This is a genomic window from Streptomyces sp. NPDC050147, assembly GCF_040660195.1.
In the GTDB taxonomy this organism is placed as follows: domain Bacteria; phylum Actinomycetota; class Actinomycetes; order Streptomycetales; family Streptomycetaceae; genus Streptomyces.
The window spans coordinates 20299-36391 of record NZ_JBFALJ010000033.1; the positions used below are offsets into that span (position 1 = coordinate 20299).

General features: G+C 69.3%; 15 protein-coding genes. 3 read left to right on the forward strand and 12 right to left on the reverse strand.

Features of this window, described 5'->3' with window-relative positions:
* Nucleotides 1–7 precede the first annotated feature (7 nt).
* Nucleotides 8–1711, reverse strand: coding sequence for an amidase family protein (locus AB0I94_RS36505; protein ID WP_363314081.1), 1704 nt, complete (start codon nt 1709–1711; stop codon nt 8–10).
* A 209-nt stretch (nt 1712–1920) separates the two neighbouring features.
* Between AB0I94_RS36505 and AB0I94_RS36510 the strand changes: the two genes are divergently transcribed.
* On the forward strand, nt 1921–3879 hold the full coding sequence (locus AB0I94_RS36510; RefSeq protein ID WP_363314082.1) for an acyl-CoA dehydrogenase: 1959 nt from the start codon (nt 1921–1923) through the stop codon (nt 3877–3879).
* 62 nt (nt 3880–3941) lie between these two features.
* On the opposite strand, the gene AB0I94_RS36515 is transcribed toward AB0I94_RS36510, so the two are convergent.
* The 8 genes from AB0I94_RS36515 to AB0I94_RS36550 form a co-directional block, all read right to left on the reverse strand.
* Nucleotides 3942–4688 carry a DUF1838 family protein gene (locus AB0I94_RS36515; RefSeq protein WP_363314083.1) on the reverse strand — a complete coding sequence of 249 codons (747 nt, stop codon included), beginning with the start codon at nt 4686–4688 and terminating at the stop codon, nt 3942–3944.
* Nucleotides 4689–4927: 239 nt separating this feature from the next.
* Complete coding sequence (locus AB0I94_RS36520) at nt 4928–5611, reverse strand: alpha/beta hydrolase (RefSeq protein WP_363314084.1); 684 nt, start codon at nt 5609–5611, stop codon at nt 4928–4930.
* 99 nt (nt 5612–5710) lie between these two features.
* A complete protein-coding gene (locus AB0I94_RS36525; protein WP_363314085.1) occupies nt 5711–6115 on the reverse strand; it encodes a hypothetical protein in 405 nt (134 codons plus the stop codon).
* Nucleotides 6116–6426: 311 nt separating this feature from the next.
* Nucleotides 6427–7215, reverse strand: a complete 789-nt coding sequence (locus tag AB0I94_RS36530; protein WP_363314086.1) for a methyltransferase — start codon at nt 7213–7215, stop codon at nt 6427–6429.
* A 1285-nt stretch (nt 7216–8500) separates the two neighbouring features.
* Complete coding sequence (locus AB0I94_RS36535; RefSeq protein ID WP_363314087.1) at nt 8501–9805, reverse strand: lipase family protein; 1305 nt, start codon at nt 9803–9805, stop codon at nt 8501–8503.
* A gap of 226 nt (nt 9806–10031) precedes the next feature.
* On the reverse strand, nt 10032–10856 hold the full coding sequence (locus tag AB0I94_RS36540) for a class I SAM-dependent methyltransferase (protein WP_363314088.1): 825 nt from the start codon (nt 10854–10856) through the stop codon (nt 10032–10034).
* A 67-nt stretch (nt 10857–10923) separates the two neighbouring features.
* Complete coding sequence (locus AB0I94_RS36545; RefSeq protein ID WP_363314089.1) at nt 10924–11895, reverse strand: DUF3500 domain-containing protein; 972 nt, start codon at nt 11893–11895, stop codon at nt 10924–10926.
* Between the two features lie 105 nt (nt 11896–12000).
* Nucleotides 12001–12351, reverse strand: a complete 351-nt coding sequence (locus AB0I94_RS36550; protein ID WP_363314090.1) for a helix-turn-helix domain-containing protein — start codon at nt 12349–12351, stop codon at nt 12001–12003.
* A gap of 258 nt (nt 12352–12609) precedes the next feature.
* On the opposite strand from AB0I94_RS36550, the gene AB0I94_RS36555 reads away from it, so the two are divergent.
* On the forward strand, nt 12610–13017 hold the full coding sequence (locus tag AB0I94_RS36555) for an STAS domain-containing protein (RefSeq protein ID WP_363314091.1): 408 nt from the start codon (nt 12610–12612) through the stop codon (nt 13015–13017).
* A gap of 70 nt (nt 13018–13087) precedes the next feature.
* On the opposite strand, the gene AB0I94_RS36560 is transcribed toward AB0I94_RS36555, so the two are convergent.
* Nucleotides 13088–13333, reverse strand: coding sequence for a hypothetical protein (locus AB0I94_RS36560; protein WP_363314092.1), 246 nt, complete (start codon nt 13331–13333; stop codon nt 13088–13090).
* A gap of 179 nt (nt 13334–13512) precedes the next feature.
* On the opposite strand from AB0I94_RS36560, the gene AB0I94_RS36565 reads away from it, so the two are divergent.
* Nucleotides 13513–14466, forward strand: a complete 954-nt coding sequence (locus tag AB0I94_RS36565) for a hypothetical protein (RefSeq protein WP_363314093.1) — start codon at nt 13513–13515, stop codon at nt 14464–14466.
* A gap of 67 nt (nt 14467–14533) precedes the next feature.
* Here the strand turns inward: AB0I94_RS36565 and AB0I94_RS36570 are convergent, their stop codons facing one another.
* Both AB0I94_RS36570 and AB0I94_RS36575 read right to left on the reverse strand, forming a co-directional pair.
* Nucleotides 14534–15391 carry an alpha/beta hydrolase gene (locus AB0I94_RS36570; RefSeq protein ID WP_363314094.1) on the reverse strand — a complete coding sequence of 286 codons (858 nt, stop codon included), beginning with the start codon at nt 15389–15391 and terminating at the stop codon, nt 14534–14536.
* A complete protein-coding gene (locus tag AB0I94_RS36575; protein WP_363314095.1) occupies nt 15388–16047 on the reverse strand; it encodes a TetR/AcrR family transcriptional regulator in 660 nt (219 codons plus the stop codon). The genes AB0I94_RS36570 and AB0I94_RS36575 overlap by 4 nt, the downstream gene beginning before the upstream one ends.
* Nucleotides 16048–16093 lie beyond the last annotated feature (46 nt).

Below are 16093 nucleotides of genomic sequence, written 5' to 3' on the forward strand. Positions count from 1 at the left end.
CCCCGGGTCACCGTGGCGCGCCGGATCCGACCGTCGGCAGGTAGCGCGGTGCTCGCCAGGCCTGAAGACGGTGCTCCACCGCGGCCCCCAGGGACAGGAGCTGGGCGTCCTGGTGGTCGCCGGCCATCAGGAGCAGGCCGATCGGCAGCTCGTCCACGGACCCGGCGGGCACCGAGAGGGACGGGTATCCGGCTACGGCTGCTGGGGTGGAGGAGGGGATGACGTCGTTGTCGCCGCGCGCGCAGTCGGTTGTCCAGGCGGGCGGATTCGTGGGCGCGGCGATGGCGTCCAGGCGGTGGGCGGACATGGTCTCGTCGATGGAGCGCCGGGAGAGGTCCTGCAACTCGGCGCGCATCGCCCGGTACTCGGGGTCGGTGGTGGGCGGTGCGGCGAGGGCCTGTTCGAACAACTCCTGGCCGGCGAAGCAGGTCTGTTCCTCGGGGTGGGTACGGTTGAACTCGATCAGCTCGGCGAGATTGCGGGGCCCGTTACGGGTACCGAGGTAGGCGTCGATGTCCCGGTGGAACTCGCTGAGCAGCGCCGGGAATTCGAGTTCGGCGAGCCGTGCCTGGTACGGGGGTGTCACCTCGACGACGACGGCTCCTGCCTTGCGCAGCTTCTTCGCCGTACGCGTCATCACCGCGTCCACGTCGGATCCGAGCGAGGGCAGGCGCCACAGGCCGATCCGCTTGCCGCGCAGGCCAGTGGCGCCCTGGTCCACCGAGGCGTCGTTGGTCGCGAGGCCCGAGAGGCCGGGGCGACCGTGAAGGCCGGGGAAGCTCGGGAGTCCCTGGAGGGCGCCGGAGCGGGCCCGGCCACCACGCGGGTCTTCGCCACCGCTCAGCACGGAAAGCGTGAGCGCGGTGTCGATCACGTTGCGCGCCATGGGCCCGGCCGTGTCCTGCTCGGCGGAGATCGGCACCACGCCTGACTGGCTGACCAGGCCGAGGCTGGGCTTGTGGCCGACGACGCCGTTCATCCCGGCCGGGCACACGATGGAGCCGTCCGTCTCGGTGCCGATCGCCACTTGCGACAACGACGCGGCGAGCGCGGCCGCGGAGCCGGACGAGGATCCGCACGGATTCCGGTCGAGGACATAGGGATTGTTGGTCTGCCCGCCCACCGCCGACCATCCCGATGTCGGCTTCGCGCTACGGAAGTTGGCCCATTCGGACAGGTTGGTCTTGCCGAGAATCACCGCCCCGGCCTTCCTCAGCCGGGTCACCAGTGCTGCATCGGTGTCCGGTGGGCTCCCGGCAAGCGCGAGCGATCCGGCTGTCGTCGGCATGTCACGGGTGTTCACATTGTCCTTGAGCAGAACGGGGATGCCGTCCAGCGACCCAAGGGTCTTGCCACGTCGGTGCCGTACGTCGCTGGCGGCCGCCTGGCGCAGGGCCGTCGGGCTGGTGCGCAGTACCGAGTGAATCCTGGGATCGATCTTGTCGATGCGTCGCAGGTAGGCCCGGGTCAGCGCCGAGGAAGTCAGCGACCCGTCCCCCATGCGCTCCTGCAACTCCGGAATCGTCACGGTGTCCAGGTCGACGCCGGGTACGTGAGACGACCCGGTCGGCGGCGGCGAACTGGCGATGGAACGCTCAGCGGCCTGCGTACCGATCTGCCCGCCGGTCTGCGCACCGGCCTGCGGTACGCCCGTCAGAAGGGACCCCGCGACAAGGGCGGCGGTCGTTGCGGCAATGCTCCTCTTCCCCATGCGGGTCAGCGGACTACACGAGCCTCGTCCGACGCAAGAGGGGCGGGGGTTCAGGTACTTCACGCACGCTGCATTCGCGCCGAGTGCCGGGCGCCGGTCCTCGCCTGGGCGGCAGGAAGAGGCGAGTCCCCGAGTACGGGCCCGGTGCCCCGCCGCTGGATGGGTCAAGCGACCGATTTGATCCTCTTACGCGCGGGTAACAGGGCGACATGGTCACCGACAGCTCCGCATCCACAAGCGGCTACGTGCAACCCACCATCGATGTCCGGGCCCTCGCCGAGCTGCTCGACGGCGAGTACGCCGAGGTCCGCAACCTGGTCCGCACCAACCTGACGACGTACGCGGACGTACTGGACGAAGCGGAGCAGCTCGGCTTCGACGAGTTCCGCGAGCGGGTGCGTGAGATCGTCGTCGAGATGGCGGCGTCAGGCCAGACCGGCATGGGCTTCCCGAAGGAGTACGGCGGGGGTGGCGACATCGGCGCGTCGATCGCCGCGTTCGAGACGCTCGCCTTCGGCGATCTGTCGGTCCTTGTGAAGGTCGGCGTGCAGTTCGGGCTCTTCGGTGGGGCGATCTTGCACCTGGGCACGGAGCGTCACCACGACGCCTATCTGCCGCGCCTGATCACCGGGGAGCTGATGGGTTGCTTCGCGATGACCGAGACCGGACATGGCTCCAATGTCCAGGCGCTCGGCACCGTGGCCCGGTATGACGCCGCGGGCCAGGAGTTCGTCATCACCACCGGCGGAGACGAGGCGCGCAAGGACTACATCGGCAACGCGGCCCGGCACGCCGAGCTGGCGGTCGTCTTCGCCCAGTTGGAGGTGGACGGGAAACGCGAGGGCGTGCACGCGTTCGTCGTACCGATCCGCGTCGACGGTGAGGTAGCCCCCGGCGTCCGGATCGAGGACGACGGCCGCAAGATGGGCCTCAACGGCGTGGACAACGGCCGCATCTGGTTCGACGGCGTACGCGTGCCGCGGGAGGCACTGCTCAACCAGTTCGCCGACGTCACTCCTGAAGGCGTCTACGAGAGCCCGATCGACAATCCCGACCGCCGCTTCTTCACCATGCTCGGCACGCTGGTGCAGGGCCGGGTCAGCGTCGGCGGCGGCGCCATCAACGCCGGAAAGGTCGCCCTGGCGATCGCCATCAAGTACGCCGTGCGCCGACGGCAGTTCCAGGCGGCCTCGGACACCGAGGAACAGGTGCTCCTCGACTACGGCATGCACCAGCGGCGCCTGCTCCCACTGGTAGCACGCACGTACGCACTGCATTTCGCCCAGGACGTCGTACGCACGCAGCTGCACGACGTCTTCTCGGGGGGTGATGACGACGACCTCGCACGACGTGAGCTGGAGGCACGGGCAGCGGGTACCAAGGCGCTGGGCACGTGGCATGCCACCCGCACGATCCAGGAGTGCCGCGAGGCGTGCGGGGGCGCCGGGTATCTTGCCGTCAACCGGTTCGCCGCCCTGAAGGCCGACAGCGACGTCTTCGCCACGTTCGAGGGCGACAACCACGTGCTGCTCCAGCTGGTGGCGAAGGGCTTGCTCACTCACTACGCCAGCGAGTTCGAGAACCTCGACCAGCTCGGCATGGTCCGCTACGTCACCAACCTCGCCGTCGAAACGGTCATCGAGAAGACGTCGGCCCACAAACTGCTGGAACGGGTACGCGACCTGCTGCCCGGCGGCGACGAGTGGGATCAGGAAGCAGGTCTGTTCGACTCCGAGTATCAGCTGGCCATGCTGCGCTTCCGCGAGGAGCACATGCTCGCCGGTGTGGCGCGTCGGCTCAAGCGTGGGATGGACCAGAAGACCCACCCCGGCGTCGTCTTCTCGCAGGTGCAGGACCACGTCATCGCGGTGGCCCACGCCCATGTCGAGCGCCTGGTGCTCGAAGCATTCGTCGACAAGCTGCGCCGGCTGCCCGAAAGCGACAACAAGGTCGCTCTGGCGCTGCTGTGCGACCTCTTCGCCCTCTCCACCATCGAGGCGGACCGCGCCTGGTTCATGGAGCACGGCCGCCTGACGTCACAGCGGTCCAAGGCGATCCGCCGCGAGGTGAACGACCTGTGCCGCAAGATCCGGCCACTCGCGACCGACCTCGTCGATGCCTGGGGCATCCCGCCGCGGATGCTGCGCTCGCCTGATCTGGTGGGGTGAGCGGAGAAACACGGAGCAGGGCAACTCCCCGACAGAGGCTTTCAACGACCGCTGATCGCTGCTCACTTCGGTGGGTTGAGCTTGCGGAAGTACGTCCAGCTTGTCTCGTTCGGCTCACTCCACTCACCCGGGGCCCGGGCGAACCGCGGGTGGTGATCGGCGATGTAGGCGCGCGTGCGTTCGGGGACCTCCGCGTACGAGCCGAGTTTGCGGCCCCGGCAGTGATATGTGAGGCCGCCGGGACGCTGGCCGCGGGCCATCCACGGGAGCCACTGCGACATCCGGGTCCACGACATGGTGGCCGGGACGCTGTGTGCCGGACCTGCCAGGTCGGCGCGGTCGGCGAAGAACTGGAAGAGCTCCAGGGCCCTGTACGTGTCGTCGGCCGAGTTGAGGGGGTACTGGGCCACCGGCAGCGGGGAGGGGTAGGCGAGCGGGATCTCCAGGCTGAAGCAGACCTGCTCGCCGAGGTCGGTCGAAGGTATCGGGAAGGGGCGCCATTTCTGGTTCGCCGGGTCGTTCCATACGTGCGTCACCGGCAGGTCCTGCCAGGTCTCCAAGATCTCGCGGGAGATCGGGTCCAGGTAGAAGGCGGCCTCGCGGGTGAGCAGTTGGTAGGCGTCCGGGCCGGCTTCGTCGTCCGGGACGAGGCGGGCGACGTTGAGGCCCTCGAAGCCGAAGAGACGCTGGTAGGGCTCGTCAGGGCCCCAGGAGTACACGTCCCCGGACCACCAGTAGGTGACCTCCTCACCGTCGAGTGAGGCCCGCGTACGGGCGAAGGAGCGGAGCAGCTCTGCGGGTGTCGTCATACGGAGTACTTTGCTCGACGGCCGGACGGGCCGATCGGGCGCCTCCGATTTAACCGTTCAGGCCCGGACGAGTGCGTAACCGGTAGTGAAGCCTGGCTCCGGGACGTGCCTGCGGCGAGGGCGGCCTCGGCATCCTCCTCCGCCTCCGGCCGGATCTCCGCGTCACCGGCTCCCACCTCAGATCAGCGCGGTCCGCGAGCGAGCAGGTGTGGGGCTGCCCTGGCGGTCTGGGGACGACGTCAGTCCTTCGCGACCGCGGTCAGGATGTCGGCCAGCTCCGTGGGGCGGCTGAGGGCGACACAGTGGCTCCCGGCGATTTCGTCGGGCAGGACGCCGAGGCGTTCCAGGGCGAGCCTGCGCTGGAATTCCGGCGGGAGGAAACGGTCCTCGGTGCACAGCACGAACCTGGTCGGCACGGCCGGCCAGGCATCGAGCGGCCACGGCTGGGCTGACGCGGCCGATGACGGGTGTGCCCGTTCCTTGCTCATCGCTTCCTCAGCGAGGGCGCGCGGCACGTCGTGGAAGAACGCGACGTGCGGGTCATTGCTGCCGGTCAGGCCGCCGTCCCGGGCGGCCTGGCGCCGCGCGGCCTCGGAGTAACCGGTGTTGCTCCACCACTCGTCCGGTGTTTCGCCCGGCGCGGGGACCATCCCGGCGACCAGGATCAACGCCTCGGCCTGACGGCGGGCGGCGACCAGTGGCGCGGTGAACGCGCCGTACGAGTGGCCCACGACCACGAGGTCGCGGCGGTCGCCGACTGCCTCGACCACGGCGTCCGCGTAGTCGTCGAGCGTCAGCGCGTCATCATCGCCCGGAAGATCCGGAGCCACCACGTCATGCCCGCGCGCCCGAAGCTCCGCCTCGACCAGATGCCAGGACCAGCCGACGTCACCGGCGCCGTGTATCAACACGAAGGTACTCACAGCAAGGCTCTCCTGCCTTAGGGTGGACGACCGACAACGGTGCTGATGCCCACCCTTCCGCAGTCAGACTCACACCGCCAGCCCATTACCGACGGCCCGTCACCGAACATCCGGGCACGTGTCCGCGCGGAGCGTGAAAGCCCGCAGTACGAGCACCGTTTCCATCGCGCACAGAGCGACGCCGAGGGTGACGTGTGCGGCGAGCGAGCCTTCCAGGCCCAGCGCGGTCTGGGTGAAGGTGGCCAGCAGGATGCCGATGGTCGCCTTCAGCGGCCATGTCAGCCCGCGGTTGCGGCGCCACAACAGGGCAGCCGCCACGACCTGAAGGAACACCAGGAGTTCGAAGACGTAGGCGTTGAAACCGTGCGGGTCGATCGAATCCACGTCGCCGTTCAGCAACATCCCGGCCAGCAGGCCCTGCACCAGGGTGTCAAGGCAGGCAAGGACCGCCACGACACGCAGCAGTGTGACCGCGCCACGTCCCGACACCACCCGGGCCGTCATGACCCACGCACCCGCCCCTGCACGGGAGTGCGTACCCTCGGAAGAGGTGTCGTGCATCGAAATCCCCAATTCTCTCGGCTACTTGTCCTTGCCTTTCCTGCACACCTGTCTGACGACATGGCGCCGCGTTTTGTGAGGTCTCCCTGCCGGTGTCCGGCCGTACTCGACGCGTCTCACGCCCGGCGTATGTGACAACGCCTGCTGGAGCCCGACTTCTTCACCGTGTGGGCCATCCGAACGCCGGCCTCGGGGCAGCCCGGATACCACCCGCTCTCCTACCAGGACCACCGACTGCCAGAGGTCATGGCGGGCTACGACCGCAGGCACGCGATGAGGTGGAAGTGACGGGCGATGCCCCGATAAGGGTCGATCCGGCCGACTTCCCACTCCGCCTGCACCACCTGGTCGAAATCATCACCGGCGCACTCGTCCTCGAGGTGGTCGGTGAAGACCCGTACCCCGTACCACTGCAGAAGATCGAGGTGGTGTTCGGCGAAGATCCGCAGAACCATCGCCCGGTCCACGCCGCGACTGACCGTGCCGATGCTGTTGTCTTCGACTGGACTGTGCAGCGCTTGCAGCGCGCCGCCCCAGTCACGCGTCAGCCCTCGCCGTATGGCCAACGCGTCGGCCTGATAGGCCAGGACGGAGATGATGCCGCCGGGCCGCAGGCACTGCGCCAGTACGCGCAACAGCGGAGCCGGGTCTTCGAGGTACATCAGGACGCCGTGGCACAGCACCACGTCCCATCCGGTGCCGACCAGCTGTGGGGCTTGCTCGCCGAAGCCGCGGCAGAAGGTGACGCTGCCCGGTGCGTCGTGGGCGTGCGCCGGCCAGGACGTGCGGGCTCTGGCCAGCATGGCTTCGTCGGGATCGAGCACGGTGACGTGGTGGCCGCGCCCGGCCAGCATCCTGGCCTGGACGCCGGTGCCGCCGCCGACGTCGAGTACCTGCTGCGGCCGCGCGGTCGGCAGATGCTCGGCCAAGGCGCGGTCGACGAGCCGGTGGCGGACAGCCCCACGGAGCGTACTGCTTCGGTGGGCATAGCGGTCGGCGAGAGGTTCACCGGGGCGGTCGGGCGTGGTCCAGGAATTCATCATGGGGATCTCTGCATCTGAGGTGGGCGGGGGTGCGTCTCCCGCCAGGACGGCGGGACAGGCGTAACCCCTTGGGAAGGGACGGGGGTTCACGTGGGGTCGAACCCCGGCACCGCAGCCGGGTACACGTGCCGTTCCTGCGGCTCCACCGCTCGGGCAGCTCTGCTCCAGGGCGGCCGAACGACCCGCAGGACGCACTGGTTGTTGCTCGGCGGCACACCAGGCCAACGAAACGATGTTCCGCAGGAAACGGCCCAACTCCCGGCGGTAGACGCATTGTTGCGGATCTCTGACCGCCTGCGGCCGGGGTGGGTGGCGGATCTCCTGGATGGCCGCGGCATCGAGCGGTCGGCGTTGATCGGCGCAGCACAGTTCGACGAGCCACGTGCCCGCTCGTTCAGTCCCGTCATCGGTCCGTGCCGTCAGGATCGACCGGGGGTTCGTCTGCGATGGATCTCCGGGCCGGATCGGGGCTCAGAGCAGCCTCGATCGCGCGGGCACCGCAGGCTCGCCGACGACACTGTCAGCCCTGCCGACTCCGACGCTCCCCCGTCGAGCCAGGCCGCCCGTCATGGGCACAGTCACTTCGTCGGGGGTACCCACGCATTCGTCGCCGGCGGCTCCGTGGCCGGAGTTGCCTCGTCCATCTCGGCTACATCCATGTCGACCGCGCAGCCTTCCGGGATCTTCTCGCTGGAAGTCGCGCAGGCAGAGGGATCGGCATCGGGGGCGACCCTGTTCGCCTGGCGCTGGCTCTTCCCCTGTTCGTCCGAGGTCGAGGTACCCGAAGACGGGTTGCCGTCCGGGGGCGTCGAGCAGGCCGCCGAGCCCATCACAGTGCACAGGATCAGAACGGCCGAAGCTGCAGCAGTACGAGTACGCATCAAAGTCCCCCCGACGCGGACGCGGAGTATCCGGCCCATCAGTCGATCAACCATGCCACGTTGCGTCGTGCAGCTGGCGTGGGAAGTGTGCAGAGATTGCATGCCGGCCAGAGATGCCTCGCCCTTGGCGGCGCACGTCTGACCGGAGTCAGCCCCTAGGTCCCCCGAGCCCAGAGGTTGATGTCGACGCAGCTGCTGACATCAGCCGTTGACATCAATGGATCCGACACCTACCGACGGGCTCCGACACAAGGAGATGCCGAATCGGCAGGTCTCTGAATCATTACCAGGTCAGCAAGGTCGTAGCGAAACCGTGCGGTACCCACGCCCAGCGACAGACATCGCCGCCCCTCGCCGGCCGTCCTTGGACAGCGGCAGAGGGGCGGCGGGGGTGAGTCGTCGACTCAAGTGCCGCAGTTGCCCGATGTCGGCTCGTCGGCGAAGCGCCGGCCGAGCCATTCAAGTGCCGGGCCGTTGCCCTGAATTGCCGTTCCCACATGGGACTCCCCGGCAAAGGGCTTCCACTCCACGGCGTTCCCCTTCGCGCACCAGTCGGCCCGCAGCTTCTGTCCGACCGCGTAGGGAATCGTCTCGTCCGCGTCCCCGTGGTACAGGAACGTCGGCGCGGACGGGCGCTTGGTACCGATCAGTTGCCTGGCGATGGCCTTCTGCCACTCCGGCCGGTCCAGCGGGTTGGACGTGGTGACGTCTTCGATCGTCTTGCCGCGTCCTGCCTCCAGGACCGTACCGACGCACTCGTTGCGCACCACCTTGGCGAGCTTGCGGCCCTCTTTGGTGAGGTACTTGTCGAGTCCCAGGGAAGGCTGAGCGGCGTTCTGCCCGACGGCGGACATCAGCATATAGCCGGCGCTGTCCCCGCCTTCCAGCGAGTCTGCGACCTTGGCGAGGTCGGCGGGGACGCCGCCGCTCGCCGTTCCCTTGACCTTCAGCTCGGGAGCGTACGTCGCGGCCATCTCGGCGGCCTTCGCGCTGGCGCCGCCGCCCTGCGAGTAGCCCATGATCCCCACCGGAGCGTCCGCGGAGACGCCGTACTTCGCCGCCTCCGGGTGCCGCTGGGCCGCGCGCGCCGCGTCGAGGACGGCGCTGCCCTGCGCCTTGGCGACCATGTAGGTGTGGTCCCCGGGGGTGCCGAGGCCTTCGTAGTCGGTGACGACGACGGCATAGCCCCGTACCAGCGCGGCGTTGACGAGCGGCGCCTCGGCCGTCGTGCCGTTGGGGAATCCGGCGGACGGCGCGCACTTGTCGCCGAGGCCGACCGTGCCGACGGCGTAGGTGATCAGCGGGCGTGGGCCGGCCTTGCCGTCGTCGGGAACGATCACGGTGCCGGAGACCGTGTTGGGCCGCCCGTCGGCGGTGGTCGACCGGTAGGTGATCTTCCAGGCCTTGGTGGGGGTGGGAGCGCCCGGCGTGTACTGGAACGAGGACGGTTTCGAGCTCAGAATCTTGCCGGGGGTCTTCTTTTTGCCGGGGTGTTTCCTGCCCTTGCCGTGGTGCTTGTCCTGACCGTGCTTCACGGCACTGGGCGCCTTCCCGGCGGCCTGCGCCGCGGAGTGGGCCGAGGGGGTGGCGTCCGGGGCGCCTACCGGCGCGTTGCTGCTCTCCGCCGCGGCGGACCCGGGCAGCCCGAGCACCGCCACCGCCAGAACGGCGCTCGCGGCCACCGGTCGTCTGCGTAGGGCTGACATCATGCGGCTCTCCCAACTCTCCTGCGGGCAAAGGGGGGTTGGCCAGCACCGTACTGACCCGTCAGTAATACGGCCATAGGTGCGCAGGGCACCGCGCCGCCGACCACAGTAACCGCGACAACCCCGAAGTGGCTCCGGCGAAGGGCATATCGCCTGCTGAGGCCGGTGATCGGGACCCTCAGAACGGCCTGCGTCATGGCGCAGTCGATCACTCCGGAGCACAAAAGATCTAGGGAATCGGCTTCTGAAGGCCTTCAAGGCCCTGCCCAGAAGGCCAGCGACGATCCAGTTGCTCGGAGCACCGACGGGCGAGATGAACAGTGAGGTCGGCGGCGACCTCGACCGTCTCGGGCAGGACCCGGGCGATCTGCCTCAGGACCTGCTCCCGCTCCAAGGGCGGCAGCACCAGATAGGCCGAGATGGTGGAGAGCTGGCCGACGTAGTCGCGACCGCTCATGGTCAAGCGCCTGCGGATCATGGACTGTCGGACATCGGTGAACAACCCGGAGCGTCGGAGCTCCGTACCCGGCCACTGCATGTCGTGCTCGGGAGGCGTCCCGTCCGGGGACGGAATCTCGTCGCTCTCAAGGAACGGCGCTCGCGCCACCCGAACGGCTTCCTTCACGGCTGGGTCGGCCAGCTGGATCGGCCCGCCGAAGGAGGCGAACACGCCACCCGGCTCAAGCAGCGCGGCCATGCGTGACCAGCGACCCTCCGCTTCCGTCCAGTGCAGGGCTGCCGCCGCATACACCAACCCGTACTTCTCGCCCGGCCGCAAGCCCTCGAACGCGGCTTGCACCGTCCGGACACTCGCCGGGACGTGCTTGCGCAGCTCGGCGAGCATCACCCCGTCAGGTTCGCTCGCGGTGACCGAGACGCCCGGCCGTGCGAACAAGCGCGTTGCCTTGCCTGTCCCGGCACCGATCTCAAGGGCGGTCCGAACCGGCTGACCGGCGTACTGCATCACCATGTCGACGAGCTCCACGGGATACCCCGGCCGAAACCGTTCGTACGCGTCCGCCACCGATCCGAAGCTCAGTGCGCGACCTGACATACGCGGCATCCTGACACGGACCGCGACATCAGCGCCGTATGTAACGAGGTACAGAACACGACCCCGGTCAGCGCCCGTGCTGCTCCGTGTAGTGCGCGCGGAGCAGGTCGGCGCCCCAGTCGTGGCGGATGTGCCGCCAGACGGAGTGGGCGTGGTTGCCGTTGTCCTGGGTGTTGTCGTACTCGATGAGGAAGTCCGGGGCCCGCACGCAGTAGTAGTGCCGTTCCCCGGGCTCGCGGCCACCGGCCCAGGCGAACGAGAGAGCGTCCAGTCCATGTGCCACGGTGTCGGACCAGCACTCCCGCGCATACGCGGCGGGGGCCCGGTCCAGGTAGCGGCGTACCAGGCACTGGAGCGTCTCCTGTTGACCGGGCGTCATGTCGCCGTAGGTCAGGCCGGTCGGCAGCCGGTCGGGGTCGGCGAAGGGATCGTCGCGGGTCAAGATGTCGTCCGGTGGAGCGGCGGCGAAGACCGCCTTGCCCCGCCGACCGTCGTCCAGGTCCGTGACCAGCTGCCGGGCCAGGTCCTCCTCCGGTCCCAGCAACCGGCGGCCGGCGTGGGGGCCGTCCGCGATGCGCGCGGGTTCCGAGCCGATGAAGTGCGGCGTCACCCGCAGGCCGGCCGCCGTGATCAGAACGTGTACGGCGAGATGGTGGCCGTTCATCCGCCAGGCCCAGGGACCACCGCCCTCCGGGTCGCCCAACAAGCGCACCCAGTAGCGGTCGGCGCCCGCGCCGCCGACCATGGCGCGGCGGTGCCGCTCCACTTCGACCGCCCCGCGAGCCAGCTGAGCCCCCGCCGCGCTGTGCGCCGCGGCCAGCACGGCGTCGACGGCCTCGCGCTGGTGACTGTCCAGGCCCTCGGTGGACAGTCCGGGGCGCGCACCCGGCAGATACGTCCACTCCCGCAGCTCGGGCGCGTCGAGGCGAGCAGGCCCGGCGCGCAGCACACGCACCTGTTCCGGTTCCAGTACGCGCAGCAGCTCACGGACGGCCTCCCGTACCCCGGCGGCCGTCGCCTCCCACCGATACACGTCCACCGTTCCTCCTCCCCCACCGCGCCGACAACGGCGCGCCCACAGGGCGACGTCGTCCCCCTGGCACCATGATGCGCCGCCCGGCCACGACGCGACATCGGATCCCTCTCACGCGTCGGCGTGATGTCGGCCGCCGTCTTCCGAAGATGTGGCGCGGTCGGCTTCGTTCCGCGCGAGCAGGGACAGGAGCGAGGCCACGGCCAGGCCGGACTCGGCCGGGTGGCGCAGTGCCTCGCTGGGCGCGATCCGGTAGGTGTTGCTGCGCCCCTGCCTGACGTGTGAGAGGTATCCCTCCTGCTCAAGGTCGCAGATGATCTTGTGAACGGCACGCTCGGTGAGTCGGCAGCGTGCGGCGATGTCACGGATGCGGGCGTTGTGATTGTCGGCGATCGCCGCAAGGACCCGCGCGTGGTTGGTGAGAAACGTCCATCCGGTGTGGGGCTCGGGCACTTCATCCATGCGCCAACTTTAGCGACCAGGCGTACACGTTTTCAAAAACACGTACTCGTTTTCAGGTATTAGTTGACGTGCTTGGGTGGTGACGTGCAGCCTTAGGGGCGGCGCTGGGCAACACGAGAGGAAGAGGCCATGCCGGAGCCTGGACACTCAGAGCAGCCCCCGAGCAGGGAGGACACCGAGCTCACAGGGGACTCCCGGCCCCTGCTGCGCCGACTTCCGCCAACGGCCACGGTCGACACCGTGCCGGACGGTCCTCGGGTGACCGTGATCGTGCGCGGAGAACTCGACCTCGATTCCGGCGAACGGCTCCTGCCCGACCTGCTCCGCGCGTTGAGCGGGTCGGCCGACGGCATCGACCTGCAGCTGAGCGAAGTGGCGTTCTGCGACTGCTCGGGGATCAACCTCATGCTCGAGCTGCGCCGACTGGCGCTGCGATACGGCAAGACCGTGACGGTGGCCGCAAGCAGCCCCGCGGTCGACCGGCTGTTCGACCTGACTGCCGTTCGTTATCTGTTCGAGCCGTCTGAATCCTCTGGCCTTGAGACAGGCCACGAGCCAGACGACGAGGTTGGTCACGACGGCGAGCGCGGGGCTCCCGCTGCATTAGAGCCTGAGGCAACTGCCGCCACGGCAAAGCCTCCCGTGCTTCCGCCGGGCGCCACATGATCCGGCCGCCCCGGTCACGCGCTCGGTGCATGAGCGAGGACGCGGCCCGCGTCGCTGCCACCCCTTGCTCTCAGCGGCGACTCCGGCGCGTGGGTCCGAGGGCCTTGAGTCCGTTCAGGAGGGTGAGCAGGACCGCGAGGCGGTGGGCGCGGAGCCGCTCCGCCGCCTCTGGCTCGTCGCGGGGGGTGTCCGACTGACTGAGGGCCTTGCGGGTGGCGTGTGCGGCGAGCAGCCCTAGGAGTATCCGGAGCAGGGCACGGCTCGCGGCGGTGCAGGCCAGGAGCCAAAAGGCGAGGCAGGTACTGGAGTTGAGCATCTTCGACCGCCCGTCTACGAGGAAGAGGAGCTGCCTGGTCTACCGCCACCGGCCCTCGGTTCGATGCCCCGCAGGAGCGTGGAGTTCAGGGGCCGGGGCGCTGGGCGCGGCCCCTGCTCCGGTCATCTCCACGTGCCTGAGGGGTTGTTGGCCCCAGCCGCCGTGGAGATCATGCGCGCATGGAGAACTGGGACTGGGACGACGGCGATGACCTGCACGACAAGCGCGAGCCGCGCGCGCACCGCAGGAAGCGGGACCTGCCCTTCCCCTACGACCAGGACCTGTCAGAGATCCTGCCGCGCCTCAACCGGCGTACCGCCTGGGGTCGGGCCCGGCTCGCCAACCACCGTGTGACGGCCTCGCTTCTGGCTGCCGGAATGCGGCTGCTCGACCAGCACTTCGGGCCTTGCGCCGAGCGGCCGGTCACAAGCAAGAGCCTGCTTCTGGGCCCCTTGTCGCAGAGGTGCGTGGGCGAGGCGTTCGGGCGCAACCCGGAGCCCTTCGACCGCCACGGTGACGGGGCGGGGCTGCTGCGCGACCGTTGGACGCCGTACTCGAATTTCATCGTCGATCTGATCAACTTCGCTGTGTGGAAGAAGAATTACCGGCCGGAGTTCCGCAGCCGGCGCGCCGCGAACACACGGCGGCTGGTGCACGGGCGCGACGGCCGCGACTTCGTGCGCGCCGTCCACGACATCGCCCACCGGCACACCACGGAGGGCATGGACATGCCCTCCGTACGGCTCGGCCTCGCCCTCATGACAGTGGCCGACGCCGACGAGGAGATCGCACGGATCACCTCCGGCATCTACGCCGACTACCTGGGCTCATGGAAGGAGCTGTACGCCGCCGTCCTGCGGGAGCGAGGTCTGCGCCTGCGCGCCGGCCTGACGCTGGACGACCTGGCCGACGCGCTCTCCGCGGCCAACGACGGCGTGACCCTGCGAGCCCTCGGCGACCCCGCGTCCGGTGTCGTCGACGACGCCCACCGCCGCTCCCTGACCGGCACCCTCACCCTCGCCGTGATCCACGCCTTCCTCGAACCGCGGGACGAGGCAAGCGGCCTGTCCCTGGAGCAGGCGGTCGCGGCTCGCTTCGGCGGACACGGCCGAAAACGCAACCAAGGTCCGTGAGACGGGTTCTGCCCATGCCACGCAGTCGGCACCAGGCATGGCCCTGCGGACGGGGCGGCGCGCCCGCTCACCTCATCCCTTCCAGGAACGGGACGATCGCGTCCAGGAAGTGCTCGTTCTGGTCACCGGCCACCATGTGTCCCGCGCCTGGCACCTCCACGCGCCGGGCACGGGGGACGTGGGCGCAGAACTGCTCGGCGATGTCTTCACGTACTACGTCGCTGACCTGACCCCGGACGAGCAGGAGCGGCACACCGGCGCGACGTCCGGCCGACAGGAGACGTTCCGCCATGCCCGGCGGATCCATCCGGCCCTCGAAGCTGTCCAGCATCTTCGGATCCCAGTGCCAGACCCACCGCTCGCCCCGGCGTCGCAAGTTGTTCTCCAGGCCGGCGCTGACCTCCGGAGGCGGCCGATGCGGCAGATAAGCGCGGGTCGCCGCGGCCGCCTCCTCCACGCTGGAGAATCCCTCCGGCGCGCGGCGCATGAACTCCACGATCCGGCGAAAACCGCGGGGATCGGGCCGGTGGGCGACGTCGACGAGCACCAAGGCTCGCACCGCCGCCCTGGGTGCTTCCCCTGCGGCCAGCAGCGCGCTCAGGCCGCCCAGCGAAGCACCGACGACCACCGGCGGGCTGCCTAGTTCGGCGACCAGAGCCCGTACGTCCCGCGCGAACAGGCCGAGATCGTAGTCACCGTCGGCCGACCATCCGCTGTCCCCGTGCCCACGCAGATCCGGGGCGACGACCCGCCACCCCAGCGCGGCCAGTCGAGGACCGGTCCGGCCCCAGGCGTGCCGGGTCTGACCACCACCGTGCAGCAGGACCAGAGGCGGCCTGGATGCCTCACCCCACACGTCCGCCGCCAGCACGACTCCGCCGTCGCCCACGAAGCTGCGTGGTCCCGACCCCGGCCCCGTCGTCACGCCATCCCCCGGCGTCGCAGCGGCGCCAGCAGTTCCTCGCGGCAGGGGTCCGCGGCCGCCGCGGCCAGCGCGACGTCCAGAGCGAACAGTGCACGCGCGAGAAACCGGTCGTCATCGATGAGGGCGGCCACCCACTGATGCAGCGCGCCCACACACGCGGCGCCGACGACCGCGGTCAGCGCGTCGATGTCGACGTCCGCACGCAACAGGCCCCGGGCCCGTGCCTCCTCCATCGCCGCACGGAGCCGGGCGAGCGGACTGCGGTCGAGCACGAGACCGCTCTGCTCCCACGCGCGCACCATGCGACGCGACACCACCGGATCGGCCACGAAGAGCCGCACTGTCGTACGGACGACCACATGCGGATCACCGGCCTCCAGCCCCGCCAGGCGGCGCTCCAGCTCCTCCATGAACCCGGCCGCGAGCGCCTCCCAGATCCTCTCGCGCGGCCCGATCAGGTTGTACACGGTCGCCGGAGCCACCTCCGCACGTTCGGCGATCCGCTCGACGCTGACCCCCGACTCCGGTCCCTCCCGCAGGAGTTCACGTACCGCCTCCACGATCCGTGAGCGTCGGTGCGCCTTCCGCCGCTCACGCAGTCCCCCGTCGTTCCCCGGCATCGTGTTCCCCGGCATCATGCCCACCCCACCGCTCAATTTTTAGAGAGTCCTCTAAAAATAGAGACACGTCTCGACAGGGGCA